Origin of the sequence: Pseudomonas sp. Leaf127 (genome assembly GCF_001423155.1) — a bacterium.
In the GTDB taxonomy this organism is placed as follows: Bacteria; Pseudomonadota; Gammaproteobacteria; order Pseudomonadales; family Pseudomonadaceae; genus Aquipseudomonas; species Aquipseudomonas ovata.
On the sequence record NZ_LMOA01000021.1, the window covers coordinates 622,178 to 649,018 of the forward strand.

At 64.1% G+C, this 26,841-nt stretch carries 23 protein-coding genes; 10 read left to right on the top strand and 13 right to left on the bottom strand.

Features of this window, described 5'->3' with window-relative positions:
• Window position 1: 1 nt before the first annotated feature.
• From ASF84_RS16165 to ASF84_RS16185, 5 genes are all read right to left on the bottom strand, one after another.
• On the bottom strand, window positions 2-721 hold the full coding sequence (locus ASF84_RS16165) for a MotA/TolQ/ExbB proton channel family protein (protein WP_056839827.1): 720 nt from the start codon (window positions 719-721) through the stop codon (window positions 2-4).
• Window positions 722-813: 92 nt separating this feature from the next.
• On the bottom strand, window positions 814-1,641 hold the full coding sequence (locus ASF84_RS16170) for an energy transducer TonB (protein ID WP_056839828.1): 828 nt from the start codon (window positions 1,639-1,641) through the stop codon (window positions 814-816).
• A 246-nt stretch (window positions 1,642-1,887) separates the two neighbouring features.
• Window positions 1,888-2,070 carry a hypothetical protein gene (locus tag ASF84_RS16175; protein ID WP_056839829.1) on the bottom strand — a complete coding sequence of 61 codons (183 nt, stop codon included), beginning with the start codon at window positions 2,068-2,070 and terminating at the stop codon, window positions 1,888-1,890.
• 339 nt (window positions 2,071-2,409) lie between these two features.
• The gene (locus ASF84_RS16180) at window positions 2,410-3,675 is read right to left on the bottom strand and encodes a dihydrolipoamide acetyltransferase family protein (protein WP_056839830.1); all 1,266 of its coding nucleotides are present in this window, start codon (window positions 3,673-3,675) and stop codon (window positions 2,410-2,412) included.
• A 1-nt stretch (window position 3,676) separates the two neighbouring features.
• Entirely contained in the window at window positions 3,677-5,779 is a 2,103-nt protein-coding gene (locus ASF84_RS16185; RefSeq protein WP_056839831.1) for an alpha-ketoacid dehydrogenase subunit alpha/beta, read from the bottom strand.
• Window positions 5,780-5,925: 146 nt separating this feature from the next.
• Here ASF84_RS16185 and ASF84_RS16190 point away from each other — a divergent pair, with 146 nt between their 5' ends.
• From ASF84_RS16190 to ASF84_RS16220, 7 genes are all read left to right on the top strand, one after another.
• Window positions 5,926-6,405, top strand: coding sequence for an Lrp/AsnC family transcriptional regulator (locus ASF84_RS16190; RefSeq protein WP_056839832.1), 480 nt, complete (start codon window positions 5,926-5,928; stop codon window positions 6,403-6,405).
• An 891-nt stretch (window positions 6,406-7,296) separates the two neighbouring features.
• The gene (locus ASF84_RS16195) at window positions 7,297-7,635 is read left to right on the top strand and encodes an FKBP-type peptidyl-prolyl cis-trans isomerase (RefSeq protein WP_056839833.1); all 339 of its coding nucleotides are present in this window, start codon (window positions 7,297-7,299) and stop codon (window positions 7,633-7,635) included.
• 194 nt (window positions 7,636-7,829) lie between these two features.
• On the top strand, window positions 7,830-8,822 hold the full coding sequence (locus ASF84_RS16200) for an ABC transporter substrate-binding protein (RefSeq protein ID WP_056839834.1): 993 nt from the start codon (window positions 7,830-7,832) through the stop codon (window positions 8,820-8,822).
• A complete protein-coding gene (locus tag ASF84_RS16205; RefSeq protein WP_056839835.1) occupies window positions 8,819-9,886 on the top strand; it encodes an alkene reductase in 1,068 nt (355 codons plus the stop codon). Before ASF84_RS16200 ends, ASF84_RS16205 begins: the two co-directional genes overlap by 4 nt.
• 61 nt (window positions 9,887-9,947) lie before the next feature.
• Window positions 9,948-12,500 (top strand): TonB-dependent receptor plug domain-containing protein, encoded by a 2,553-nt coding sequence (locus ASF84_RS16210; protein WP_056839836.1) that lies wholly within the window; start codon window positions 9,948-9,950, stop codon window positions 12,498-12,500.
• A 295-nt stretch (window positions 12,501-12,795) separates the two neighbouring features.
• Window positions 12,796-13,677, top strand: coding sequence for a TauD/TfdA dioxygenase family protein (locus ASF84_RS16215; protein ID WP_056839837.1), 882 nt, complete (start codon window positions 12,796-12,798; stop codon window positions 13,675-13,677).
• Entirely contained in the window at window positions 13,674-15,077 is a 1,404-nt protein-coding gene (locus ASF84_RS16220) for an LLM class flavin-dependent oxidoreductase (RefSeq protein ID WP_201783680.1), read from the top strand. Before ASF84_RS16215 ends, ASF84_RS16220 begins: the two co-directional genes overlap by 4 nt.
• On the opposite strand, the gene ptrR is transcribed toward ASF84_RS16220, so the two are convergent.
• Window positions 15,068-15,934 carry a putrescine utilization regulator PtrR gene (ptrR, locus tag ASF84_RS16225; RefSeq protein ID WP_056840175.1) on the bottom strand — a complete coding sequence of 289 codons (867 nt, stop codon included), beginning with the start codon at window positions 15,932-15,934 and terminating at the stop codon, window positions 15,068-15,070. The genes ASF84_RS16220 and ptrR overlap by 10 nt on opposite strands.
• Window positions 15,935-16,041: 107 nt before the next feature.
• Here ptrR and ASF84_RS16230 point away from each other — a divergent pair, with 107 nt between their 5' ends.
• On the top strand, window positions 16,042-17,433 hold the full coding sequence (locus ASF84_RS16230; RefSeq protein ID WP_056839838.1) for an aldehyde dehydrogenase family protein: 1,392 nt from the start codon (window positions 16,042-16,044) through the stop codon (window positions 17,431-17,433).
• Window positions 17,434-17,708: 275 nt separating this feature from the next.
• Here ASF84_RS16230 and ASF84_RS16235 read toward each other — a convergent pair whose 3' ends face one another.
• Window positions 17,709-18,278 (bottom strand): flavin reductase family protein, encoded by a 570-nt coding sequence (locus ASF84_RS16235; RefSeq protein ID WP_056839839.1) that lies wholly within the window; start codon window positions 18,276-18,278, stop codon window positions 17,709-17,711.
• A gap of 90 nt (window positions 18,279-18,368) precedes the next feature.
• On the opposite strand from ASF84_RS16235, the gene ASF84_RS16240 reads away from it, so the two are divergent.
• Window positions 18,369-18,971 (top strand): nucleotidyltransferase family protein, encoded by a 603-nt coding sequence (locus ASF84_RS16240; protein ID WP_442963067.1) that lies wholly within the window; start codon window positions 18,369-18,371, stop codon window positions 18,969-18,971.
• 276 nt (window positions 18,972-19,247) lie between these two features.
• Here the strand turns inward: ASF84_RS16240 and ASF84_RS16245 are convergent, their stop codons facing one another.
• The 5 genes from ASF84_RS16245 to ASF84_RS16265 form a co-directional block, all read right to left on the bottom strand.
• Window positions 19,248-20,216 carry an XdhC family protein gene (locus ASF84_RS16245; RefSeq protein WP_056839841.1) on the bottom strand — a complete coding sequence of 323 codons (969 nt, stop codon included), beginning with the start codon at window positions 20,214-20,216 and terminating at the stop codon, window positions 19,248-19,250.
• A gap of 5 nt (window positions 20,217-20,221) precedes the next feature.
• Window positions 20,222-22,438: a xanthine dehydrogenase family protein molybdopterin-binding subunit gene (locus ASF84_RS16250; RefSeq protein ID WP_056839842.1), complete on the bottom strand. Its 2,217-nt coding sequence runs from the start codon at window positions 22,436-22,438 to the stop codon at window positions 20,222-20,224.
• Window positions 22,435-23,424, bottom strand: a complete 990-nt coding sequence (locus ASF84_RS16255) for an FAD binding domain-containing protein (RefSeq protein WP_056839843.1) — start codon at window positions 23,422-23,424, stop codon at window positions 22,435-22,437. The genes ASF84_RS16250 and ASF84_RS16255 overlap by 4 nt, the downstream gene beginning before the upstream one ends.
• Complete coding sequence (locus ASF84_RS16260; protein ID WP_442963059.1) at window positions 23,424-24,122, bottom strand: (2Fe-2S)-binding protein; 699 nt, start codon at window positions 24,120-24,122, stop codon at window positions 23,424-23,426. Before ASF84_RS16260 ends, ASF84_RS16255 begins: the two co-directional genes overlap by 1 nt.
• Before the next feature lie 221 nt (window positions 24,123-24,343).
• Entirely contained in the window at window positions 24,344-25,309 is a 966-nt protein-coding gene (locus tag ASF84_RS16265) for a DMT family transporter (RefSeq protein WP_056839845.1), read from the bottom strand.
• 140 nt (window positions 25,310-25,449) lie between these two features.
• Here ASF84_RS16265 and ASF84_RS16270 point away from each other — a divergent pair, with 140 nt between their 5' ends.
• On the top strand, window positions 25,450-25,953 hold the full coding sequence (locus tag ASF84_RS16270) for an Lrp/AsnC family transcriptional regulator (protein WP_056839846.1): 504 nt from the start codon (window positions 25,450-25,452) through the stop codon (window positions 25,951-25,953).
• A 198-nt stretch (window positions 25,954-26,151) separates the two neighbouring features.
• On the opposite strand, the gene ASF84_RS16275 is transcribed toward ASF84_RS16270, so the two are convergent.
• Complete coding sequence (locus tag ASF84_RS16275) at window positions 26,152-26,589, bottom strand: YqaA family protein (protein WP_056839847.1); 438 nt, start codon at window positions 26,587-26,589, stop codon at window positions 26,152-26,154.
• Between the last annotated feature and the right edge of the window lie 252 nt (window positions 26,590-26,841).

A 26,841-nucleotide genomic window follows, 5' to 3' on the forward strand; every position in this document is an offset into this window, starting at 1 on the left:
ATCAGGATGCCTCCTTCACTTTCTGGCCGCGAGCCGTGTCGCCGGACTTGAGCACCGGGTGCAGCAGCACGCGGAACGAATGCTTCTGGGCCAGGCTGTAGAAGTCGTGGGCAAAATCGTCCAGGTCAGCGGCGGTCAGCTTCAGGCGGCGCAGGAAGTAGTTGTAGACCAGCACGGCCGGCACCGCGACGGCGATCCCGACGCCAGTGGCCACCAGCGCCGCGCCAATGGGGCCGGCCACGGTTTCCAGGCTGGCCGAGCCGGCGGCACTGATGCCCTTCAACGCCGACATGATGCCCCACACCGTACCGAACAGGCCGATAAAGGGCGAGGTGCTGCCGATACTGGCCAGCACGGCCAGGCCGGTTTCCAGCGAGCGGCGCTCACGGACGATCTGCTGGCGCAAGGCGCGCTCCAGGCGGTCCTGGTGATTGATCGACTGGCTCAGGTCATTCTGGGCGTTTTCCTGCACCTGGATGGCGGCATAACCGGCCTGGGCCACGCGGGCAGCAGCACCGGGCTTGTCATGCGCCAGCTCTGCCGCCGAATCCAGGCTGGACGCGGCCCAGAACTGCTTGTGAAAAGCCTTGTCCTGGCCCTTGAGGCGCGCGAACTGCCCGCCCTTGAGCAGGGCCAGGCCCCAGGTGACAACAGAAAAACCGATCAGCAGCCAGATGACCGCGTGTTCAACCGATTCGAAGGGGGATGCCAGTAGGTTCATGGTCGATACTCTCGTGCAAATGCATCAGGTCGGGGATGCGATGCTCCTTGTGTCAGGTCGCCCGCTGAAGGTGGAAAATCCGGGTAAAACGCTTACTTGAGCTTGAAGTCGATCGGTACGCTGACCCAACCATCAACCGGCTGGTCGCCCTGCTTGCCGGGCACGAAGCTCCAGCGCTTGACGGCGGTGACGGCGGCTTCATCAAGTTGATCGCGACCGCTGCTCTTCTGGATCTGGATGTCGCCGGGACGACCGCTGGCGAGCACATGCACACGCAGCAGTACGGTGCCTTCCCAGCCGCGGCGCATGGCCAGCGACGGGTATTCCGGCGCCGGGTTACGCAGGTAACCGGCGTTGGCCGAGGGCGCTGTGACCGGCTTGGGCGCAGGGGGCGCGGGCGGCGCTGGGGCGGCTACCGGCTGCGGCGTTGGCGGCGTCGGCGCTGGTGGCTGTGGCACTGGTTTGGCCACCGGCTTGGGCGCAGGCTTGACGACCGGCTTGGGCTTGGCCTGGGGTTTTGGCGGCGGCGGTGGCTTGACCGCCAGCTCGTCCTCCACTGGCGGTGGCGGCTCGACCACCGGCGGTGGCGGAACCGGTTCAGGGGGCGGTGGCGGGGTTTCGACCACCGGTGGCGCCGGGGTGGAAAACTCGATGGTCATCGGCGGGATTTCCGGTGGCACGACCGGCAGCACAGGCGTCGGATTCTGGCTGACCCAGTAGATCACCGCACCGTGCAGGACCACGGCGAAAACACCCAACAGAATCCCTTCACGGCGGCCCAGAACCCGCTTGGGCGTGCTGTGCAATCGCGACAGCGCCAGGGGGCCCCGGTAAGGACGGCCCAAGTCGACCAACTCACCGCTCGGCACCTGGCGCCGTGGCACCTCATGTGCACTGGCAGCGGTCTGGACATTGCCCATTGATTCACTCCTGCATTTTTTCAAAAAAAATCCAGGTTCTGTTGGTCTCAGTCACCCTTGGTCAGTGTGTTGCGTTGAGCGCAATCATCACCGAAACCCTATGTTCCGGAAAGGAATGTTTGGTTCTCCATTTATGCAAAAAAAGCATATAGCTTACTCATGCGTCATTTGTACCCGGCACCACGTAAAAGCCCCTGACCGTGCACGACGGTCAGGGGCTTTTACCAGGCGCTTATCGGAGCGCATTCAGTGCCGGGTATCGGCCTTGGCCTTTCGGGTATGCAGGCTGACCGCGTAGGCCATGGCCTCGTCACGGGTGTTGAAGGTTGCCAGCCGGTCGTGATCGGTACAGACCCGCCATGGGCCGTTATTAACGCTGATCACTTGGTAACCGTTGACTTGCTGCTTATGAAGCATCGAAGTACTCATGTGCACCTCCACGGATGCGAGTGGGTTGCAACAACTACCTTACACCTGTAAATCCGGCCTGTGCAGACCGTTCGGCATGACTGCCTTGCCCCTATGGCGCGCAACAGGCCTGGCCGGGTGCGCAACTTCCGCCATAGCCAAAGGCTTACACGCCATGGCGCACAATGGCTATTCCCATCCTGCTGGCATAAGCCTAAGATTGGATCCAACCACTGACGAGCAGGAAGCCCGTCAGGATCAGGGACGATCGACCATGTAAGGAGACTGCCGACAGGGAGTTGGAATGGTTCTGGATAAAAACCCGCTTCGGCGGGTTTTTTGTTGCCTGCGATTGGCCTGTCAATGGCCCCAGGTCTCCAGCACCTCGACAAAGCGGCGCAACCAGGCGTTGGTCTGGCTGCCGTCCAGCACCCGGTGATCGATGGTCAGCGACACATAGGCCATGGTCCGGGCCTGGAAACTGTCCACGCCGTCGACCTCCTTGACCACCACACGCTTTTGCAACGCGCCCACGCCCAGAATGGCCGACTGCGGCTGGTTGATGATCACCGGCGTGGCCAGCAATGAGCCTGACACTCCATGGTTGGAGATCGTGAAGGTCCCGCCCTGCACATCCGCCGGTTTCAGCCGGGACGTCCGGGCCAGTTCGGTCAGGGTGTGCAGACGGCTGGCGATGCCCAGCAGCGACAGCGTCTGCGCTTGCCGGATCACCGGCACGATCAGGCCCTGATCCCCCAGGGCGGCCCCGACACCGATGTTCACGTCGCTGAACACCTCCAGGGCGTCTTCATGCCAGCGACTGTTGACCTGCGGTGCGGACTGCATCGCCTGCACGGCGGCAGCCACGAAGTAGGCGGTAAACGTAAGGTTCACGCCCTGCCCGGCATACTCGGCCTTATGGCGCTGACGGTGCTGGATGATCGCCGTGCAGTCGGCCTCGAACACCGCCGTGACATGCGGCGCTACGCTGACCGAATGCTGCATGTGCTCGGCAATCCTGCGGCGCATGCTCGAATGCGGGATGCGTTCGGCCACCCGTGGCGCCGTCGAATCCTCAACGGGCAAACCGGCTGGGGCAGACGGCGCTTTTTCAACCGGCTCGGGCGCTGCAGGTGCCTCCAGGCGCTGCACGGCCCTGACTACATCTTCGCGGGTCAGGCGCCCGCCTCGACCGGTGCCACAGCCCTTGAGCGTGGCCGGGTCCAGATCATGCTCGGCCAGCAAGCGGCGCACGGCAGGTGACAATCTTGATTCAATGTCCGAGAGCGGCTGATCGCGCTCGGCGTCTTCGGACTCAGCCGGTACAGGCCGCTCAACCCGCGGGGCATCAGGCGCAGGCTGTTCAAGCAGCGCTGCCGCCACCCGCCCCAGCAGCGCACCCGGCAACACGTCCTGGCCTTCCTGCACGACAATGTCCAGCACGCCGTCACACGGGGCACAGACCTCCACCATGACCTTGTCGGTTTCCAGCTCGACCACCGGTTCGTGCTGGCGCACCGGGGCGCCGGCAGCCTTGAGCCAGGTACGCAGTACCGCCTTTGTGCCTTCCTGTTGCAACGGCGCGATGACGTCCTGTGCCGGGGTGTTGAGGGTCAAGTCAGTCATGTCAGAACCCCACCATTTCGTCGATCTTCGCGCGAATTTTTGCGACCGACGGCAAGGCATGCTCCATCAGCAACGGGTGATGCGGGCTGGGAATGTCCGGCATGGTCAGGCGCGCCACCGGGGCGTCCAGGTCCATGAACGTCTGCTCGGCGACCACGGCAATGATCTCGGCGCCAAAGCCTGCGGTGCCCAGGTCTTCATGGACCACCAGGCAGCGATGGGTACGCGACACCGACGCCAGCACCGTTTCACGGTCCCAGGGCATCAAGGTCCGCAGGTCGATGACCTCGACCGAACGGCCTTCGGCGGCCTGCTCGCAGCGCTCGACCATCGCGCCCCAGGTCACCAGGGTCAGGTCGTTGCCCTGGGTGACGCAGCGGGCCTGACCGAACGGCAGCACATAGTCGTCGCCGGGGTAGCTGCGCCGGGCGCTGGCGGCGTCGAGCATGGCGCGGTGCTCAAAGAAAATCACCGGATCGTTGCCCCGCAGCGCGGTGCGCAGCAGCCCGACCGCGTCTTCGGCATTGGACGGCACCGCGACTTTCCAGCCCGGCGAATGCACGAACTGCACCTCGTTGGTCTGGCTGTGCCACGGGTCGCCGCATTTGAAGAAACCGCCCGGAATTCGCACCACCATCGGCGCGGCAAAGCGGTTATTGGTGCGCCAGCGCATGGTGCCGCAGTCGTTGATCTGCTCCATGGCCGGGTCGGCGTATTTGCGAAACTGGATTTCCGGCACCGGCATCAAGCCGCCCAGCGCCATGCCCACCGCCCGGCCGATGATGCCTTCTTCGGACAGGCTGGTGTCGAACACCCGCTCGGCACCGTACTTGTCCTGCAACCCCAGCGTCACCGCATGCACCCCGCCCTTGGGGCCGACGTCTTCGCCGAATACCACTACCCGCGGGTTGATGCTCAGCTCATGATCAAGCGTCCGGCGAATCGCCGCGACCATGTTCAGACGCGGGCCTTGCGGCTCGGCTTGCAGGGTGTCGGCCGGCGCCCGGTAGCCATCGCTCCACTGCCCGCCGCGCTGCTGCAGCGTACCTTCGAAAAATACGTTTTCGGTCACGCGCTGCGGATCGCTGACCGGGCGTGCCTCGGCCTGCTCGCAGGCCTGCTTCACGGCCTCGGCAGCCTGGTCTTCAAGCGTTTGCCACTGCGCCTCGCTGAAGCGGGTCGGCACCAGAAATTCATGCAACCGCGGCAGCGGGTCACGGGCCCACTCGGCGTCCACCTGTTCGGTCGACTTGTAGGCCTGGGTGTCCTGAAAGCTATGCCCTTGCAGGCGCGGCACGGTCAGGCGCAACAGGCACGGTCCCCGGCGCTGGCGCACATGGTCGACGGCGCGGGCGATCAGGGCGGCGCTGTGCTGCGGGTCGCAGCCGTCGCCAGAGATCACTTCCAGGCCCTGGAAACTGGCCAGGTTTCTGGCGATGTCAGCGCCCGGGGTCTGCAAGGTCGAGGGCACGGAGATGCCGAAGCCATTGTCTTCGATGTAGAACAGCATCGGCAGCTGTTGCGTGGTGGCCATGGTCAGCGCCGACCAGAAGCCGTTGGTGGCCACCGACCCGTCACCGCCCAGCACCACGCTGATGGCCCGGGCACGATCAGCCTGCGCCATCACCCGCGTGCGGTAGTTCAGGGCCTGGGCCCAGCCGGCCGTGGGCGTGTACTGCGCACCAACGCCGCCGCACATGGGCAGCGCGGTGACGCCACCGGGGTTGGGGTAATTGAACACCACGCCGATGTCGCGGCCGTCGGAATAGCCACCGGCGCGGGCCATGGACGACCCCAGCGCATCGACCAGGTCAACCCCCAGCGCCAGCAACAGCGGACGTGAACGGTAGTAACCACAGGCGGCATCGTGCGGGTCGGTCAGGTGCAGACCCAACAGGATCTGCGCCATGTCATGACCACGGGCCGAAAACTGATAGAGCACCTTTTTCTGCGGCACCAGCGTGCCCTCTTCCAGCGCGTCGAGCTGGCGCGAGACCATCATCAGGTACGCGGCGCGTTGCCAGTCCACCGAGACATCGTGGGGTGCGACCGGCGTGGCCTGGGCAGGTGTGGCACGGGCAGGTGTGCGTTGGATCACCGTCATTTTATTGTTATCCCTTACGGTTGAGCGGCATGGCGCAAATGAGTGCTTGCTGTGCTCAAAGCGTAAGGACGCCAAGGGAGAATGTGCTTCCTATTTCTTGAGCCTTTGGCCAGAATCGAGCACGTTCATTCTCCGAATAAAAACAAATGAAGAAAGATCGCCTCGACACCTACAGCATCCGCATTCTCGACGCCCTGCAAGCCGACGCCCGCCTCTCGGTGCAAGACTTGTCCGAGCGCATCGGCCTGTCCTCGACCCCGACCTGGAAGCGCCTGAAAAACCTCGAACAGGACGGCTATATCAAACGCTACACCGCCATCGTCGACCGCCAGCAGGTCGGGCTGGGCAACTGCGTACTGGCCGAGGTCAACCTGTCCAAGCACGTCGAAAATGTTGTCGAAGCCTTCGAAGAAGCAGTGCGCAATTGCCCGGCGATCATCGAGTGCAACAGCACCACCGGCCAGGCCGACTACATCATGAAGGTGCTGACCACCGACATCGCCCATTACGACGAATTTCTGCACAAGGTGATTTTCAAGCTGCCAGGCGTGAGCGAAATCCGCTCGGCGGTGGTGATACGCGAAGTCAAGGCCAACACCCCGGTACCGCTGGGGCACCTCAACTGAAGCCGGCACGACGTCAACCTGAACACTGAACGTGCGGCGACGATCCGCCAATGAGGCCAGTTAGACAGGCACATCGGCTGCGCCTGTACGGCCGCCATCGCCAGCAGAGCTGCCTCCCACAGGTCTTGTGCCAGGCCCGAAATCCAGGACGATAGCCACTGGTGCCAGGCCCGAGACCCTGGACGACATCAATCCTGTGGGAGGCGGCTTGCTGCGGGCGGCGATCCGACGATGAGGCCAGCAAGGCCCATACACAACTGGTGCCAGGCCCGAGACCCTGGACGACATCAATCCTGTGGGAGGCGGCTTGCTGCGGGCGGCGATCCGACGATGAGGCCAGCAAGGCCCATACACCTGCTGCGCCTGTCCCAYAGCCATCGCCAGCAGAGCTGCCTCCCACAGGTCTTGTGCCAGGTCCGAAATCCAGGACGATAGCCAACTGGTGCCAGGCCCGAGACCCTGGACGACATCAATCCTGTGGGAGGCGGCTNTGCCTCCCACAGGTCTTGTGCCAGGTCCGAAATCCAGGACGATAGCCAACTGGTGCCAGGCCCGAGACCCTGGACGACATCAATCCTGTGGGAGGCGGYTTGCTGCGGGCGGCGATCCGGCGATGAGGCCAGCAAGGCCCATACACCTGCTGCGCCTGTCCCATAGCCATAGCCATAGCCATAGCCAGCAGAGCCTCCCACAGCATTCGCGACCGTTGGTCGCTCTACAAGGCCGTGTGGCGCCTGGCTACGCAGCATGACGACGTGGGAGCGACCAGCGGTCGCGAAAGGGCCGGCCGGCGATCTGCTGGAGCCTGGAACCCGCCGACACTGCCAGCCGCTTGCATCACCGCTCTTTTTTTGCGAAAAAGCCGCCTCTCTTATCAACCCGAGCCCGACCATGACCGACACCCTGGAAATCACCGACCTGCACGAAGGCGACGGCAAGGCCGTGGTCAAAGGCGCCTTGATCACCACCCACTACACCGGCTGGCTGGACGACGGCAGCGTATTCGATTCCTCGGCCGGGCGCGGCAAGGCGTTCCAGTGCGTGATCGGCACCGGGCGGGTGATCAAGGGCTGGGACCAGGGCCTGATGGGCATGCGCGTCGGCGGCAAACGCAAGCTGCAGGTGCCGGCCGCCCTCGGTTATGGCGAGCGCCAGGTCGGCAGCATCCCGCCCAACGCCAACCTGACATTCGAGATCGAACTGCTCGAAGTGCTGACCCGCGACGATTGACAGTCGCCAGCACAAAAAATACAAATAACTGATGTTAAACACCAACCAAATAACAATTTTTCATAATTAGCTTAGTCCTAAAAAGACTTTCACAGCTATTTCTCATAACGGTAAGGTCATTCCCAGACCCGACCCCTTTCCTGGCGGAGGCCCTTCTCACCTGGCCATCAAGGCCCTGCCCAGGAAAGTCCCGCATGTTCCTCCGTTCCCTGCTTGCCACACTGATTGTCGGCACACTGTCGGTCGCCACCCAGGCCGCCGAGCTGGCGCCGCTGAAAGTCGCCAACCAGAAGTCATCCTACAAACTGCTGCTGGAAGCGGCCGGAGAACTCAAGGATGTGCCGTATCGCATCGAGTTCTCCGAATTTGCCGCCGCCGCACCCTTGGGTGAAGCCCTCAATGCCGGGGCCGTGGATGTCGGCGGTCTGGGAGATGCGCCCTATGTATTTGCCCTGGGCGCCGGTGCGCCGCTCAAGGTGATCAGCATCACCCACGCCGACGGGCGTTTCTCCACCTCGATCCTGGTGCCCAAGGATTCGCCGCTGCAAACCGCCGCCGACCTCAAGGGCAAGCGCGTGGTAACCAATCGTGGCTCGATCGGTCATTTCCTGGTGATCAAGGCGCTGCGTGATGCCGGCCTGAAAAGCTCGGATGTCACCTTCGTCAACCTGCTGCCCACCGACGCACGCAGTGCGCTGGAAAGCGGCAATGCCGATGCCTGGTCGACCTGGGACCCGTACACCACCATCGCCATCACCCAGAACGGCGCACGAATCCTGCGCAAGGGCGATGACCTGCTGACCAACCACCTGTACACCGCCGCCACGGCTCAGGCAATCCGTGACAAACGCGTACAGCTCGATGATTTCGTGCAACGCCTGGACCGCGCCTGGGCCTGGGTCAACCAGCACCCGCGCGAATATGCCCAAGCCCAGGCAAGGGTCACCGGCCTGCCACTGGAAGTGCACCTGGCCAGTGCCGAAAGCACCGACTTCGAAAAAGTCGCCATCACCGCCCCGGTGATCGCCAACCTGCAGCAGACCGCCAACATTTATCTGGAAGAAGGCATTCTCAACCGTCCGGTGGATGTGTCCCAAGGCTTCGACGCCACGTTCAACGCCGTTCGCGGCCTGGCCACGCAGGTGGCAGCCATCCCCGCCACAGCCTCCGAGGAGCACCCTCAATGAGCCTTTTCCAGCCCGGCCGCCTGGGCAGCCTTGATCTGGCCAACCGTGTGGTCATGGCACCGCTGGGCCGCGCCCGTTCAGATGTAGAGAACCGCCAGCCGCTGCCACGTACCGTCACCTATTATCGCCAGCGCGCCAGTGCCGGGCTGATCATCAGTGAAGCCACCCATGTTGCGCCAGAAAGCGTCAGCCGCCCGGGCGGCTCGGCGATTCATGACGCCGCGCACGTGCAGGCCTGGCAACCGGTGACCGAAGCGGTGCACACCGCTGGCGGGCGCATTTTCCAACAGCTGTTTCATCTGGGGCGCAAGGCGCATCAGTCACGCGTGCCCGATAACGCATTGCCCGTCGCACCGTCGGCCATCGCCGCTCGTGGCGAGGTGCCGACACCCGAGGGCCCGCAGCCGTTTCCGGTGCCAAGGGCGCTGCAGCGTGAAGAAATCGCCCAACGGGTCGACGATTTTCGCCGCGCGGCACGCCATGCCGGTCAGGCCGGTTTTGACGGGGTGGAAATTCATGCGGCCAACGGTTACCTGATCGACCAGTTCCTGCGCTCGGCCAGCAACCAGCGTGAAGACGACTACGGTGGCAGCGTGGAAAACCGGGCGCGCTTTCTGCTGGAAATCGTCGATGCCGCTGTCGAGGAACTGGGCACCGGGCGGGTCGGGGTGCGCGTGTCGCCGCACTTCACCGGCGACGGCAGCGGTGACCGCGATCCGGCGGCGCTGTACGCCTACGTAGCCGACCAGCTCCAGGCCAGAGGCATTGCCTACCTGCACCTGATCGAGCCAGACAGCCTGCCTGAGCCTCAACGCCTGGCGCCAGACCTGCGCCAGCGCTTCAAGGGTGCGCTGATCCTGGCTGGCGAATTCGACCGCGCCGGCGCGCTGCGGGCGATCGAACAAGGCCGGGCGGACTTCATTGCCTTTGGCCGGCTGTTCATCGCCAACCCCGATCTGGTCGAGCGCCTGCAACGACAGGCCCCGCTCAATGCGCCGGATGAAGCCAGTTTTTATGTGGGTGGCGAGGCGGGATATATCGATTACCCGTTTTTAAGCGCCTAGGGCTGCAAGACCGTAGGACCACGCCTGCATCGGGTTTCATATTCTTCAAGGAAAACGCTCCATGAATGCATTCGCTGGTTTGCAGTCAGGCCCGTGCTCGCCTGCTGTTTGCGGCCTGTTGCTGTGCGGCCTGGCCAGTGCGGTCCAGGCGGCGCAGTCCGACACGGTGCTGGGCACGGTGTCGGTGATCTCCACCGGCACCCGCGGCAACACTCTGACCGTGGCCGAAAGCCCCTCGCCGATCGATATCATCAGCGGCGAGCAGATTCGCAAGACCGGCAAGGCCAGCCTGCGTGAGGCGCTGGGCAGCATCGTCCCCTCGTTCAGTGCGCCGGCGCAGGCCGGCGGCGGTACGTCCTCGTCGGTACGGCCGGTGTCGATCCGCGGCCTGTCGGGCGATCACCTGCTGGTGCTGGTCAACGGCAAGCGTCGACACAACACCGCCGTGTACAACAACTTTGCCCGTATCGCCAGCGGCAGTGTGCCGGTGGACCTTGACCTGATTCCCACCTCGGCCATCGAGCGTATCGAACTGCTGCGCGACGGCGCTTCGGCGCAATATGGCTCGGACGCCATTGCCGGGGTGTTGAACATCATCCTCAAGCGCCAGGACAACGGCGGCAGCGCCAGCGTCACGGTCGGCCAGCAGCAAGACAAACCTGGCGACCTGACCCAGACCACCCTCAACGGCGGTTTTGCCCTGGGCGCCAACGGCGGCTTCTTCAACACCTCGCTGGACGTGCGCCTGCAAGGCCCGTCCTACACCGCAGGCGATGCACAAGGTCCGTGGTACTACCCGGTGGCGGGAGGCCAGTCGGTGCCATTCGGCACCGCAGGCAGCCAGCCCGATCCGCGCGAAGGTTCGGTCGACCGCCTGCTGGAAAAAGGCTATGGACGCTCCAACCGCGATGCGGTCTATAACGCCTCGTACAACGCCGAACTGCCGATCCACGACAACCTGACGCTCTATTCGTTTTCCACCTACAGCGACCGCCGCATCGTCGACACCCGTGGCAGCTACCGCGCCACCAGTCTGTCGTCGATCCCCGAGATCTACCCCGATGGCTTCCATGCCCAACGGCTGATAGACGAACAGGACTTTCAGCTGGCCTTCGGCGGCAAGGGTGAGGTGGCCGGCTGGGACGCCGACCTGAGCACCACCTACGGTAAGGACGATGTGCGCCTGGGCGCGCAGAACACGCTTAATGCCTCAATCGGCCCGGCCAGCAAGACCTCGTTCTACCTGGGTGCGCTGGCGTTCGAGCAATGGACCAGCAACCTGGATTTTACCCGCGCCTTCGATATCGGCCTGGCCAGGCCGCTGCAGTTTTCGACCGGTGTCGAACACCGCTGGGAAAAGTATGTACAGACCGCGGGCGAACCGGACGCTTACCGTGATGGCGGCTATGCCTACCCGGCCGGCCATCCACGGGCCGGGCAGCGCCCTACGGCAGGCTTGCAGTCGTTCACCGGCACCTCGGTGGCTGATGCCGGGTCGCTGGATCGCGACAGCTATGCGTTCTATTTCGATGCCGGCACGAACCTGACCGAGCGGCTGTACACCAGCGCCGCGTTTCGCTTCGAACACTACGACGACAGCTCGGGCAACACGGCCAGCGGCAAGCTGTCGACCCGCTACGAACTGGCGCCGGGGCTGGCCTTGCGCGGCACGTTCAATACCGGCTTTCGGGCGCCATCGCTGGCGCAACAGACCTTTTCGGTGACCCAGAACACCAGCGTGCGCCTGGCCGACGGCACCACCGAATCATTGCTGGCCCGCTACCTGCCGCCCGGCAGCGTCGCCGCCCAGGCATTGGGGGCACAGGACCTGGAGCCGGAGAAATCCACCAACTTCAGCGTCGGCGTGTCGTGGGAGCCGACAAAAGAGGCGCGCATCACCCTGGACGCCTACCGTATCGAGATCAAGGATCGCATCGTCAAGAGCGAGATCATCCGCGACACCGGCACCTCGACCCGCGTGCGCAGCACCCTGGCCTCGCTGGGCATCAACGATTTGTATTCGGCGCAGTACAACATGAACGGCGTCGACACCCGCACCGACGGGGTCGACCTGGTCAGCGAACTGAACAAGGATTACGGCCGTTTCGGCCAGGTGCGCTGGTCGGCGCTGTACAGCTACAACCGCACCACGATCCGCGACATCCAGCGCAACGGTACGGTCAACAGCCTGCTGGGCAGCGACTACGTGATTTTCGGCCACCAGGCGCAGACCGACCTGACCTCCGGCACGCCGCGCGACAAGCTGGTGCTGGGCGGCAACTGGCGGCTGGGTGATTTCATCACCGACCTGCGCACCACCCGCTATGGCAAGTACACCGAGGCCGGCACCACGGCGGCGGCTGACCAGACGTTCGGCGCCAAGTGGATCACCGACCTGGATGTGACGTACCTGCTGACCGACAACCTGTCGCTGTCGGTGGGCTCCAACAACCTGTTCGGCATTCGCCCCGACAAACAGGACCCGACCCCGTCGCTGACCGGGCTGGGCAGCGCCAACCCCAGCGAAATCAACAACCCCGACAGCTACGGCAACTTCAGCCCCTACGGCCTCAACGGCGCCTTCTATTACGCCCGGGTTTCGTATGACTGGTAGTTCTGTGCAGGAGCGCGCTTGCCGGAATGCCGGACCACCGCGACCGAGCGCAAAGCGCTCGCAAAATCTGCGAAACGCTGAAAATTTACGGCTGTAAATCTGTGAAACGCCGCAAATTTACGGCTGTAAATCTGTGAACGCCGCAAATTTACGGCTGCTAATGCAGCCGGTCGCGGTGGTCCGGCATTCCGGCAGAGCGCGCTCCTACAAGCGGTAAATTCAATATTCAATTAAATCAATAAGTTATTTTTTATTAGTGCGCTTTGCGCGAACGGTATAACAGGAGATCTACACCATGCCCGCACACAACATTGTTTCGATCACCCAGACCCTCAGTGTCAAGCCGCTGGAGCCCACCGTGGGCGCCGAAATCAGCGGTGTCGACCTGAGCCGGCCGTTGAGTGTCCAGCAACGCGATGAAATCCATGCCTTGATCCTGCGCCACAAAGTGCTGTTCTTTCGCGACCAGCACATCACCAGCGAACAGCAGATCGCCTTCGCCGCCCAGTTCGGCGAGCTGTACGAGCACCCGACTACCCGCAAGCAGGACAACGGCAAACCGCAGGCGCACCTGATCCTGGCCACAGAAGCGCGCGAAGCCTATGGCAATGCGCCCAAGGGCCGATGGCACACCGACACCAGCTGGCTGCTCAAGCCGACCTGGGGCGCGGTGCTGCGGGCGGTGTCATTGCCGGCGCTGGGCGGCGATACCGTGTGGGCCGACAGCGGCCTGGTCTATCGCAGCCTGCCCGATGAACTCAAGGCGCGCATCGACAGCCTGTTCGTGACCCATAACTTCAAGCCGGCGCTGGACAAGGTCGGTTACCCCTACCCGATCCTTGCCCACCCGCTGGTGCGCACGCACCCCGAGACTTTCGAGGACGCGTTGTTCATCAACTTTTCGATGTCGCCGCAGGTCATCGGCTGGTCGGTAGAAGAAAGCCGCTCGCTGGTGGCCGAACTGCTCAAGCACTTCAGCAACCCCGAATACCACGTGCGCTTCAAGTGGACACCGGGCACCGTCGCCTTCTGGGACAACCGCGCCCTGCTGCACTACCCGGTCTACAACTACGGCGAATTCGAGCGGGTCATGGAACGGGTGCTGATCGCCGACAACGACATTCCGCACCGTGTGCGCCAGCCTGCTGCGCCTGCGCTCGAAGGCAGCCCTGCATGAGCCGGCAACTGCACCTGGCGCTGTTCGTCAGCCATGCCGGCTCGCACCTGGCCGGCTGGCGCTTGCCCGAGGCCCAGGCCGGCCATCCGCTGGCCATCGACGACTACCGGCGCCTGGCCGAAAAGGCCGAGGCCGCCCGGCTGGACCTGCTGTTTGTCGCCGACAAGCTGGCGCTGGACGATATTCACGGTGGCTCGTTCGACGCCGCCGTGAACGGGCGCCCCAACGGCTCGCCGGAACCGCTGGCGCTGCTGTCGGCGCTCAGTGTACTGACGTCGCGCATCGGCCTGGGGGCAACGGTCTCCACCAGTTATCACCAGCCCTATCATGTGGCCCGCCAGTTCGCGACCCTTGATCACTTCAGTGGCGGCCGTGCGGCGTGGAATGCGGTGACCTCGGTCAACGATGGCGAAGCACGCAATTTCGGCCTCGACCAGCACCTGGGGCATGCCGAACGCTACGCCCGCGCGGGCGAGTTTCTCGACGTGGTGCGCGGGCTGTGGGACACCTGGGAAGCCGACGCGATCGTAGCCGACAAGGCCAGCGGGCGTTATGCCGATGCCGGCAAGCTGCACTACCTCGACCATCACGGCGCCGCGTTCAAGGTGCGCGGCCCGCTGAACCTGCCGCGCCCGCCGCAGGGCCATCCGGTGCTGATCCAGGCCGGAGTGTCTCCGGCTTTCCAGGCGCTGGCCGCACGCAATGCCGAGGTGATTTTTCCGGTGCAGTCGACCCTGGAAAAAGGCCAGGCCTTCTACCGCACCTTCAAGCAGCAGGTGGTCGAAGCCGGGCGTCAGCCCGACGACGTCAAGGTCATGCCCGGTCTCTACCCCATCGTCGCCGACACTGACGAGCAAGCCCATGAACTGGCTGCCCGACTGGACGAACTGATCCTGCCCGTGACCGGCCTGGCGTTCATGTCGGCCAGCATGAACTACGACCTGGCGCAGCACGACCCCAAGGGCCCGGTGCCGGACATCCGCGCGCGCATTCGCGGCAGCAAGGGCCGCTTCGACGCGGTGATCGGCAATGCCATCGAAGCCGGCTGGAGCCTGGAACAACTGGGCCGCTGGTACGCCTCCAGCCTGGCCTTCGCCAAGATGATCGGTTCACCGGTGACCATTGCCGACCAGATGCAGGCCTGGCTGGAACAGGGCGCGGCCGATGGCTTCGTGATCATGGCGCCGTACATGCCCGGCGGCGCCGAACGCTTTCTCGAGCAGGTGGTGCCCGAACTGCAGCGCCGCGGGCTGTTTCGTACCCAATACCAGGGCCGCACGCTACGTGAGCACCTGGGGCTGGTCGTGCCGGCCAACCGGCACACCGCGGCCCGCGCCACCGCATTGCCGCTCGTTGAACCGGCCTTAAAAGACCGGATCAGTGATCGGTCTCAGGCCTGAGGGCTTGTTTCCAGCAACTCAATGAAACTGGCCAGGCTGCGCGACACCGTGCCCTTGCGCCACACCAGCCAGGTCTGCAGATAACGAAACTGCGTCGACAGCGGCCAGACGCTGACAGTGCTGCAGCCAGGCATGCTTTCGAGCATGCTGCGCGGCATCAGCGCCAGGCCGGCGCCAGCGCTGACGCAGGCGAGCATGCCGTGATACGACTCCATTTCGGAGATCTTGCCCGGCACCGCCGCGTTATGGCTGAACCAGCTTTCGAAATGGTGGCGGTACGAGCAGTTGGCGCGAAAGGCATAGATGGGTTCGCCGTTGACGTCGCTGCCGCTGTCAATGGGCGCGTGGTTGAGCGGCGCGATCACCACCATTTCCTCTTCGAACACCGCCACCCCTTCCAGCGCCGGGTGCAGCACCGGGCCGTCGACGAAGGCCGCCGCCAGGTGCCCGGCCAGCACGCCGTCAATCATGGTGCCGGACGAACCGGTCGACAGCGCCAGCTCGACCTTGGGGTACGCCTGGTTATAGGCCGCCAGCACGGCCGGGATGCGCACTGCAGCGGTGCTTTCCAGCGACCCCAGGGCCAGCGGTCCACGCGGCTCGTCACCGGCCACGGCCTGGCGCGCCTCGCTCACCAGGTCGAGGATGCGCCGGGTGTAATCGAGAAAATTCCAGCCCGCCGGCGACAGGCGCAGGCGATGTTTTTCCCGAATGAACAGTTCGACGCCCAGGTCCTCTTCCAACTGCTTGATGCGCGTGGTGAGGTTGGACGGCACCCGATGGATGTGCTGGGCGGCGGCGCTGATGCTGCCGTGCTCGGCGACGGCCTTGAAGATTTCCAGTTGGACCAGATCCACATCATTCTCCAAACGTGAACGTATCGCTCAGTATTATTCAGTTTTCAAGACTCTAGCATGGCCCTAACCTGATCGCACTTTCCTGACACCACGATGCAGAGGCGGCCATGACCAGCGTTTCCAGCCAGACCCACGCGATTTCGATCAACCCCGCCAACGGCGAGCAGATCGGCGTCTACCCGTATGAAACCGACACGGCCCTGGACGCGGCACTGGCGCGGGCAGCCGCCGGCTTTAGTGCCTGGAAGCGCACACCCCTGGCACAGCGTGTCGAACTGATCCAGGCGCTGGCCCGCGTACTGCGCAGCAAGGCCACCGACATGGCGCGCATGGCGAGCCTGGAAATGGGCAAGCCGTCGACCCAGGCCCGTGGCGAGGTCGAGAAATGCGCGCAGTTGTGCGAGTGGTACGCCGAGCATGGCCCGACCATGCTCGCCCCGGAACCGACCCAGGTACCCGGCGGCAAGGCGCGTATCGAGTACCGGCCGCTGGGCCCGGTGCTGGCGGTGATGCCGTGGAACTTCCCGTTCTGGCAGGTGCTGCGCGGCGCGGTGCCGACCTTGCTGGCCGGCAACACCTATGTGCTCAAGCATGCGCCGAACATCATGGGCTGCGCCTACTTGCTGCGTGATGCCTTGCAGGAAGCCGGCTTTGCCGAAGGCGTGTTCGAGGTGATCAACGTCACCCCCGAGGGCGTCTCCAGGGCCATTGCCGATAACCGTATTGCCGCCGTAACCCTGACCGGCAGCGTACGGGCCGGGATCGCCATCGGCTCGCAGGCCGGGGCCGCCCTGAAAAAATGCGTGCTGGAACTGGGTGGCTCTGATCCGTTCATCGTGCTGAATGACGCCGACCTGGACGCGGCGGTCAAGGCGGCGGTGATCGGCCGTTACCAGAACACCGGCCAGGTGTGCGCAGCGGCCAAGCGCCTGATTGTCGAACAGGGGGTGGCCGAAGAATTCACCCGGCGCTTCGTCGAGGCCACCCGGCAACTGGTGGTGGGCGATCCGCTGAGTGAGGCTACCTACATCGGCCCGATGGCGCGGTTCGACCTGCGTGACGAGCTGGATCAACAAGTGCAGGCCACCCTGGGCGAAGGCGCCACCCTGCTGCTGGGCGGTGCCAAGGCCGAAGGCAACGGTAACTTCTATGCGCCGACCGTGCTGGGCGATGTCACCGACCAGATGACCTCGTTCCGCCAGGAACTGTTTGGCCCGGTGGCCTCGATCATCACGGCCCGCGATGCCGAACATGCCTTGGCGCTGGCCAACGACAGCGAATTCGGCCTGACCGCAACGATCTATACCGGTGATGTGGCGCGTGCCGAGCAAATGACCGAGCAGCTGGAAACCGGCGGCGTGTTCATCAACGGCTACAGTGCTTCCGACCCACGGGTGACCTTTGGCGGGGTGAAAAAAAGCGGGTTCGGCCGCGAGCTGTCGCACTTCGGCGTGCGCGAGTTCTGCAATGCCCAGACCGTGTGGCTGGATCGCAACTGATCCTGAAGAATCAATAGTCCTGAAAAACACCGGTCCGGGAACGCCTATGATCGGCGTGGGACCCCCTCTGTAGGAGCGCGCTCTGCCCGCGACCGAGTGCGCAGCGCTCGCAGAAATCTGTGAAGCGCTGCAAATCTACGACTGCTGGCGCAGCCGGTCGCGGTGGTCCGGCATTCCGGCAAGCGCGCGCCTACACCGGTCCCATGTGTGCTGCGCGACAGCGCTCCGCCTTGACGCGGTGCCATTAACAAGGGGTTTGTACAGGCGCTCCGGCTTCACACCACGGCCGGCTCGCCAATGGCGTAATAATGCCCGCCCGCAATGTAGTGCAGGCTGCGCCATTGCGGGTCGGCGTGTTCGAACTGCCAATGACCGTCGCTGAACACCCGATCGTCCGCCCAGGCGGCGACCACTTCACCGATGAACAGGTCGTAGGTCTGCTGGTTGTGCGGCTCGGGAAGCACTTTGCAGATCAGCCAGGCCGAGCAACCGGCCACCAAGGGCGTCTCGAACCCGTCCATATGCACTAATTCGACGCCGCAACGGGCCAGTTTGTCCGGTTCATCGGCCAGGCTCTGGCTGCCCACCGCCTGGGTCAGTTGCAGTTGCGCCAGGTTCGGCACCTGCAACGCGAAATACCCGCTGCCTTTGACCAGGCAACGGGTATGGGCAATCTTGTCCAGCACCACAGTGACTTTCGGCGGAGAAAAATCCAGGGCGCAGGCCCAGGCAGCGGCCATGACATTATCGACACCGGCATGGGTGGCCGAGACCAGTACGGTCGGGCCGTGATTAAGCAGGCGGTAGGCTTTTTCCAGCTCGACGGGGCGAATGTGCGGGTTCATCGATTCTCTCTTGGCAAATAGGCTGTGCAGCCAGGGGCAGACCTGCAAGACTGCCACAGTCTGGCCCTTGCGGTCTTAACGAGACGGGTCATCATGAGTCAACCTGCGCCGTCCCCCTTTGTGATCGCCCTGCTGCTGGCCGCCGGCAGCAGTCGCCGGTTTGGCAGTGACAAGCGCCAGGCGCGCCTGCCATGCGGGCGCACGGTGTTGCAGGCCAGCCTTGATACCGCCTTGACGGCCTTCGAAGAAGTACGCGTGGTGCTGCGTGCCACGGATGGGACCGAAGCCTTGGGCCTGCCCGCCACGGTGCAAACGGTGCGCAGTGAACAGGCCGAGTCCGGCATGGGCCATAGCCTGGCCAGCGGCATCCGCTCGCTGGCTGACACCCAAGCCCAGGCAGTGGCCATCCTGCTGGCCGACATGCCGTGGCTGCGCACCGAGACGCTGCTGCACCTGGCGGACCGGGCCGCCCCGCAACGCATCGTCATGCCGGTGTTCGAAGGCCAGCAAGGTCACCCGGTGATTATAGGCCGGGCTTTCTGGCCGCTGCTGGAAGGCCTGACCGGCGATCAGGGTGCCAGGGCGGTGATCAAGGCGCATCCAGAAGCGTGTATACGGATCACCAGCGACGACCCCGGCACCCTGCTGGATGCCGACACCCCCGCCGCATTGGCACAAGCCTTGGCTCATTGAAACCAGGGCCGTTTTCTTGAGGTGCTGCCTCAAATACACCCTTTGACCGGGATGAATCACCCTGTGGGAGGATCGTTTCGCGACCGTAGGTCGACCTCATCAAACATAAAATAACTTATTGATTTTTCTGGCTATAAAATTCCTCTGCCCGCGACCGAGTGCGCAGCGCTCGCAGAAATCTGTGAAACGCCACAATTTTACGACTGCTACGCAGCCGGTCGCGGGCAAGCGCGCTCCTACACCGGGTCCATGTTTGTTGCGCGACAGCGCGCGCCATTAGAGCTGTCGGCGGTCGATGCCATTGGCGGTGCGCAGGACATCGGCCATCACCGCCAGGGCGATTTCGGCCGGGGTCTTGCTGCCCAGATTGAGCCCGATAGGCGCCTGAATGCGCGCCAGCGTCGCCTCGTCCAGATGGCCGATGCGTACCAGGCGCTCCAGGCGCTTGCGACTGGTCTGGCGTGAACCCATGGCACCGATGTAGAACGCCTCGGTGCGCACCGCTTCAAGCAAGGTCAGGTCATCCAGGCGTGGGTCATGGGTCAGGGCTACCACGGCCGTGGACGCATGGCAGCCGCCTTCGGCAATGAACACCGCCGGCAATACCGGACAGACTTCGACGCCGGCCAGTGAAAAGCCTGCCAACACCTCGGGACGCGGGTCACACAGGATGACTTCATACCCCAACGCCAAGGCAAAGCTGGCACAGAACTCAGCCACCGGCGACAGCCCGGCCAGCAACAGACGCTGCACCGCACCGATGCGGATGCTCGCCGTCCCCGCCTCGACCTGCACCCGGGCCTGGCCCATTTCTCCGGCTTGCAGCCGCGGCGCCACCGCGCCCAGGCCGACCACACGCCGCAGCAGGCCGCGCCCGCTCAACGCCTGCTCGACCTGCGCCAGATGCGCCTGAATCTCGGCGCCAGGGGCCAGGTACTCGACCAATACATCCAGCACCCCGCCGCAGGGCAAGGCCAGGTTCGGTGCCAGGCCGCCAACGCCGTAGCGCACCTGCTGGGTTACCGGTTCAAAGCGGCCCAGCGCCAGGCGTTCAAGAAAGTCTTCCTCGATACAGCCACCCGACAGTGAGCCACGGTGCTCGCCGGTGGACAGCGCCACCAGCATCGCCCCCGGCCCGCGCGGGGCGGAGCCGTAGGTCGAAAGCACCGTGCACAACCACACCGGTTTGCCTGCCGCCAGCCAGTCGCGGGCTTGTTGCACGACCTGCAAGTCGAGCTGTTTCATCGCGTTCAAACCCCGGCCATGAGTTTTTCCTTGGTGATCGGCAGGTCACGAATGCGCTTGCCGGTGGCGTGGTACACCGCGTTGGCCACCGCCGCCGCCAGCCCGGTGATGCCGATCTCGCCAATGCCTCGCGCACCGAACTCGTTGAGGTTCAGGTCCGGGTAATCAAGCAGAATCACGTCGATGTCCGGCTGGTCGGCGTGCACCGGCACCACGTATTCGGCGTAATTGTCGTTGACCGGCAAACCGCTGCGCGGGTCGTACTCGGTGGCCTCGAACAGTGCCATGCCGATGGCCATGACAATCGCACCCTCGACCTGGTTACGCGCCGCCAGCGGATTGACCACCTTGCCAACGTCGATGGCACTGACCACCCGCGCCACGCGCAGGCGCGAAATGCCCGGGTCCCAGCGCACCTCGACAAAATGCGCGCCGAACGAGCGGAACGAATAATCCTTGGCATTGGCCTGTTCGCTGTGGTGCGTGCCGTCGGCCCGCGCCAGGCGTTGCTGTTCCAGCACCTGGGCAAAACTCACGCGGCGCTCGCCCTTGACCAGGTGGCCATCACGCACCTCCAGGCTTTCGGGTTTTTCACCGGCAAAGAAGCCTTTCTCGGTGACCGCATAGCTGCGCAGCTTTTCCAGCGCCTGGCGCGTCGCGCCTGCCAGTGCCGGCATGATGCTGGCGGTCACCCAACTGCCGCCGGACACAGGGCCCGGTACGAAGGACGAGTTGCCCAGTTGCACCTCGACCTTGTCCAGCGCCAGGCCGGTCAGTTCACTGACGGTCTGGGCGACGATGGTGTAGGTGCCGGTGCCGATGTCCTGCACGCCGCACTGCACCAGTGCCGTACCGTCGGCGCGCAGGCTGACCCGCGCTTCGGTCGGCACCTGGAAGGCTTCCCAGTTACAGGCACCGATGCCGTAGCCGATGATCTCGTCGCCGTCGCGCATCGCGCCCACTTCAGGCTGGCGCTGCGCCCAGCCAAAGCGCTTGGCGGCCTGCTCGATGGCCTCGGGCAAATGATTGCTCGACCATGGCAGGTCGCTGCTTTCATCACGTTCGGCCAGGTTCAACTGGCGGAAGGCCAAAGGGTCCATTTTTGCCGCCAACGCCATCTCATCAATGGCCGACTCCAGCGCAAACAGGCCCGGTGCCGCACCCGGTGCGCGCATCGAGGTCGGCGTGCCGCGATTGAGTGGGCTGGTGTGGTGGCTGACCAGCACGTTGGGGCAGCTGTAGAGACTCTTGGTCACGCTGCCGCAGGTTTCGATGTAGGTGTCCACAGTCGAGGTGCCGTTGTACGACTCATGGCTGAGCGACACCAGCTTGCCCTTGGCATCGGTGGCCAGGCGCAGGCGCTGTCGGGTTTCCGGACGATGGCCGACGGTGCTGAACATTTGCGCACGCGGCAGCATCAGTTGCACCGGGCGCCCGGTCACCCTGGCGGCGGCACAGGCTGCGACCGAATGCGGCCACGGCCAGAGCTTGCCGCCAAACCCCGAACCAATGAACGGCGCACGCACCTCGACCTGCTCGGGTGTCAGGTCAAAGACATTGGCCAGAAAGTTGCGGTGGTTGACCACGCCTTGGGTGCTTTCCTCGACATACAGCTTGCCGTCCTGCCAGCGCGCCGTGGTGGCGTGCATTTCCATCGGGTTATGGGTTTCGACCGGCGTGGTGTAGGTCACATCAATGCGCTGGGCGGCGGCCTTGAAGGCCTCGTCCGGCTTGCCGCGCTGATGGGTGCCGTCGGCTTCCTTGGCGCCGTTGGTTTTCAGCGCCTGCGCCAGTGACCTCACCGGCTCACTGGCCTCGTAGCGCACCTTGACCTGACGGGCGGCGGCGCGGGCCTGCTCGAAAGTGTCGGCCACCACCAGGGCCACGAACTGGCCGGGGTAATAGACGCGGTCGTCCTCGAACGGCAAGCGGTGCTCGTCGGCCTTGCTGGCACTCAAGATGCTATCGAAGCTCATGGCGGTTTCCGGCGTGCGGTGCAGGCGCGGGATATTGCCGTGGTGCAGGACCTCGACCACGCCGGGCATGGCGCGCGCAGGCGCGTCGTCAATCGCCAGGATACGACCGCTGGCAATGGTGCTGAACACGCCGTAGGCGAACAGCAGGCCGTCCTGCGGGTAGTCGGCGGCATAGCGCGCCTGGCCGCTGACTTTAAGGCGGCCGTCGACGCGTTTCTGGGCTTTACCGATGATGGACTGGCTCATGACAGCTCCTTGGCCGTGAGATCACGGAGGTTGCGAACGATGACCTGCTGGCCAAGCGGAATCTTGAAAGCGTTGTGTTCGTAGGCCTTGGCGCCCTGCATGGCGGTTTGCGCCACGCGCTCGAACAGTTGCAGCGACGCCGGCTGGCCGATCAGGGCCTTTTCGGCCTCCACGGCGCGCCACGGCTTGGTGCCGACGCCCCCCAGGGCGACACGGGCATCGACGATACGCTTGCCGTCAAGCACAACCACCACGGCGCTGGAGGCCAAAGCGAACTGGTACGAGGTACGGTCGCGCAGTTTCAGGTAGGCCGAGCGACTGCCGGCCAGTGGCGCATCCAGGGTCACATGGGTGATCAACTCACCCGGTTGCAACGCATGTTCGCGCCACGGGGTATCGCCCGGCAGCAGATGAAAGTCATTGAATGCAATGTCGCGGCTGCCTTGCCGACCCTGGACCGTCACTTGCGCACCCAGCGCGGCCATGGCCACGCACATGTCCGAGGGGTGACTGGCAATGCACTGCTCGCTGGTGCCCAGCACCGCATGCACGCTGCGGTTCAGCCCGTCGATGGCCGCACAGCCCGAGCCCGGCTCGCGTTTGTTGCAGGCCGAAATGCCGTCGCGAAAGTAGTTGCAGCGCACGCGCTGCATCAGGTTACCGCCGGTGGTGGCCTTGTTGCGCAAGGCGGTGCTGGCCCCTTGCAGAATGGCCTGGGCCAGCACCGGATAGTGCTCGCGCACTCGCGCATGGTTGGCCAGTTCGGTGTTGCTGACCAGCGTGCCGATGCGCAGGCGACCGTCGTCCAGCAGTTCGACTTTCTTGAGGTCCAGACGATTGATGTCCACCACCTGCGCCGGCTGCATCACATCCAGCTTGACCAGGTCCAGCAGCGTGGTGCCGCCGGCCAGGTAGACGCTCTGCTCGGTGGCGACGTTGACCGCCTGGGCCGGCGAGGTGGCGCGGGCGTATTCGAATGTGCGCATCAGACCACCCTCCCCAACTTGCCCCGGGCCGACTGCACGGCCGACAGGATGTTCTTGTAGGCGCCGCAGCGGCAGATATTGCCGCTCATGGCTTCACGCACGCTGGCATCATCGGCAGGAATGTTCGGGTCGTTGAGAATCGCCACCGCGCTCATGATCTGCCCGGACGTGCAATAACCGCACTGGTAGGCATCGTGCTCCCAGAAGGCTTCCTGCACCGGGTGCAACTGGCCGTCTTTGGCCAGGCCTTCGATGGTGGTGATTTCGTCACCGTCGTGCTGCACGGCAATGGACAGGCACGCGTTGATCGCCACGCCATTGACCAGCAAGGTGCAGGCACCGCACTGACCATGGTCACAGCCTTTCTTGGTGCCGGTCAGTTGCAGGCGGTCGCGCAGCACGTCGAGCAGGATGGCATTGGCCGGCACGTTCAGGCGATGGCTCTGGCCATTGACCTTGAGCACGATGGCCTGCTCACCCGCTGCCGGCTTCTCGCTGGCGGGGGCGGCAGGCGAGGCCTGGGCTGCCTGGGCATTGTTCTGTTCCGGCACCCAGGTGCCGATGCTGGCAGCGGCCAGGCCCGAGGCGCCGACTTGCAGGAAGCGGCGGCGGGAAGCTTGCAGGTGGGTGGCCTGTTGGTCAGGCGTGGAGGAAGGCTGTGGCGTGCCGTGTGGCGTAGCATCTTTCATCAGGATCACCGTTCAAGGGTGCGCTCACGGGGCGCATGGGGTCATGACGGGCTGCGATGCATGTCGCAGCCTCTCCAGTAACCGGTCCCTTGAGTCGACCCGAGTGGGGTGAATAGATTCAGCGCAATGTGCCGATGCCCTGCCAAGTGGTTTGAACCGTGCCGAAAAACGGCCTTTGCATTGATTACGCCTGGCGATTTCAGGAGGTATGAATAACGGCTCGACGCATCCTATGGGGTGGTATTAATCGCACCTTTCGTCGTGGCCGATCGCTTGACCGTCACGATCAGAATGCCGCCCAGAATCGCCATCAAGCCGACGATCAGCGCGCCGGTCAGTTGCTCGCCCATGAACAGCACTGACATCAGCAAGCCCACCACCGGCACGCCGAGCATGGCGGTGGACATGCTGGTGCTGGTCAGCCACATGCTGGCGGCATTGACCGCGCAAAAACAGAACGCGGTGGCCAGCGGCCCCATGAACAGCATGATCTGCCACAGCGTCCAGGAGCCGTCACCCGTGAACGCCCCTTCCACGCCATAGGCCAGTCCCACCAGCGGCACGGTGGCGGTCAGCATCTGCCACGGCGCCAGCTGGTAGGCGCTGGCCTCGGGACGCGAATGACGCAAGTGCAGGATGCACAGCGCCCAGCACACCGAAGCGCCGATCAACATGAGGTTGGCCTTGAGCAACGCCGTGTTGCCCCAGTCCAGGGTCAGGGGGTTGAACAGCACGCCGACCCCGATGCCGCCCAGCAAGGTGCCGGCCACCTGGCGCTTTGAAAGCCGTTCACCGAAGAAGGTCACGGCAATGGGCGTGACCCACAGCGGCGTGGTGTAGGCCAACACTGCCGAACGCCCGGCCGGAACCTCGGTCATCGCCATTGCCCCCAGCACAGTGAAGGTCAGCATTTGCAGCAGGCCGACACTGAGCATCAACGGCAGGTCGCGCCGAGTGGGCACGCGCAGCGTGCCGGTGGCCAGTTGCAAGGCAAACAGGCACAGGGCACCGGCGGCAAAGCGCAGGGCCGAGAACCAGATGGGGGTAATGTGCTGCAGGCCGGTCTTCATCACCGGCCAGTTGGCGCCCCAGATCAGGATGGCCAGTACCAGCAGGGTCACGCCCTTGACCTGCGGCGAGGCCCACAGGCGGCCGGTGGCTAGGGTCAAGGTCGCGGTGCGGGTGGCGTTGAGCATGGTGTCCCCTGAAAGGCCGAAAGCGGTCAGGGGAAATTTTATTCAAGGCCGTGCAGAATTTTTTTCCTGCTTTATCTGGGATTGGCGCCATTACAAGCATTACTCTCTGCAAAAATACGGTATTACAGAGGTTTATTCTCTTGAAAAAGCTTGATCGCACTGACATCAACCTGCTGGAGAGCCTGCAACGCGACGCCAGCATCACCAATGCCGAGCTGGGCCGCTCGGTGAACCTGTCGCCCACGCCCTGCTTCAACCGGGTCAAGTCGATGCAGGAAGCCGGGCTGATCAAGGGCCAGGTCACCCTGCTCGACCCCAAGGTGCTGGGCCTGGACCTGAACGTGTTCATTCATGTGAGCCTGGAGAAACAGGACGAAGGTGCCTTGCAGCGCTTCGAAGCCGCCGTGGCCGGACGCCCGGAAGTGATGGAGTGCTACCTGATGACGGGCGATGCCGACTACCTGTTGCGCGTTCTAGTGCCGAACATTCACGCGCTGGAGCGCTTCATTCTCGAGCACCTGACCAAGGTCCCGGGCGTGGCCAATATCCGCTCCAGCTTTGCCCTCAAGCAGGTGCTGTACAAGACCGCCCTGCCCTTGCCGCCTGACGGGCTGACGCTGGCGCGTCAGGGGCTGTTGCCGTAAGCCGGTATATGTGGTGCGCTTGCCGGAATGCGGGAATGCGGGAATGCCGGACCATCGTGACCGGCTGCGTTGGCCGTTGTAGATTTGTGGCGTTTGCGAAATTTTACGACTGCTGCGCAGCCGGTCGCGGGCAAGCGCGCTCCTACTGGGGGCACCGTGGGGGCGGAGCGGGTGTGTTGGCTGAAACGGCACCAATCCCTAGATGATGTTGAAGGCGATCAGCATCACCACCAGGTAACGCAAGCCCTTGGCCAGGGCCACGATCAGGGTAAAGCGCCACAAAGGCTCGCCCATCACCCCGGCCACCACGGTCAGGGCGTCACCGATTACCGGCACCCAGCTCAGCAAAAGCGACCAGTAGCCATAGCGGGCATAGTGCCGACGGCCCTGCGCCAGGCGCTGTTCGCTGACCGGGAACCAGCGCTTGTGACGCAGCCGTTCGACCGAGCGGCCCATCAGCCAGTTGAGCATCGCACCCAGCACATTGCCCAGGGTCGCGACCAGCCACAGCAGCCAGGCCAGGTAATGCCCGGACACCAGCATCCCGACCAACACCGCTTCCGATTGCATGGGCAGCAAGGTGGCGGCGCCGAAGGCGGCGAAAAAAAGGCCCAGGTAGCTGGTGAGTTCGAACATGCGCAAAGACTGGCCAGATGTGGGAAGACCGGCATCGTAGCGCTAAAGGCCATCATCTGCCGCACCCCGTAACCGCTTGTAATAAGCGCGCGAAATCATACACAAGGCAACCGCAGTCAAAATGACTCAAGCAAGTCATTCCGACCCCTCGCCGCTCAGTGTCTTTATGACACCTACCCCCCGAAGCCCTTGATTCACGGGCCCTGACGCCCTGGCACGGAAGTTGACTCTCTCATGGCAACTGTCCACTGC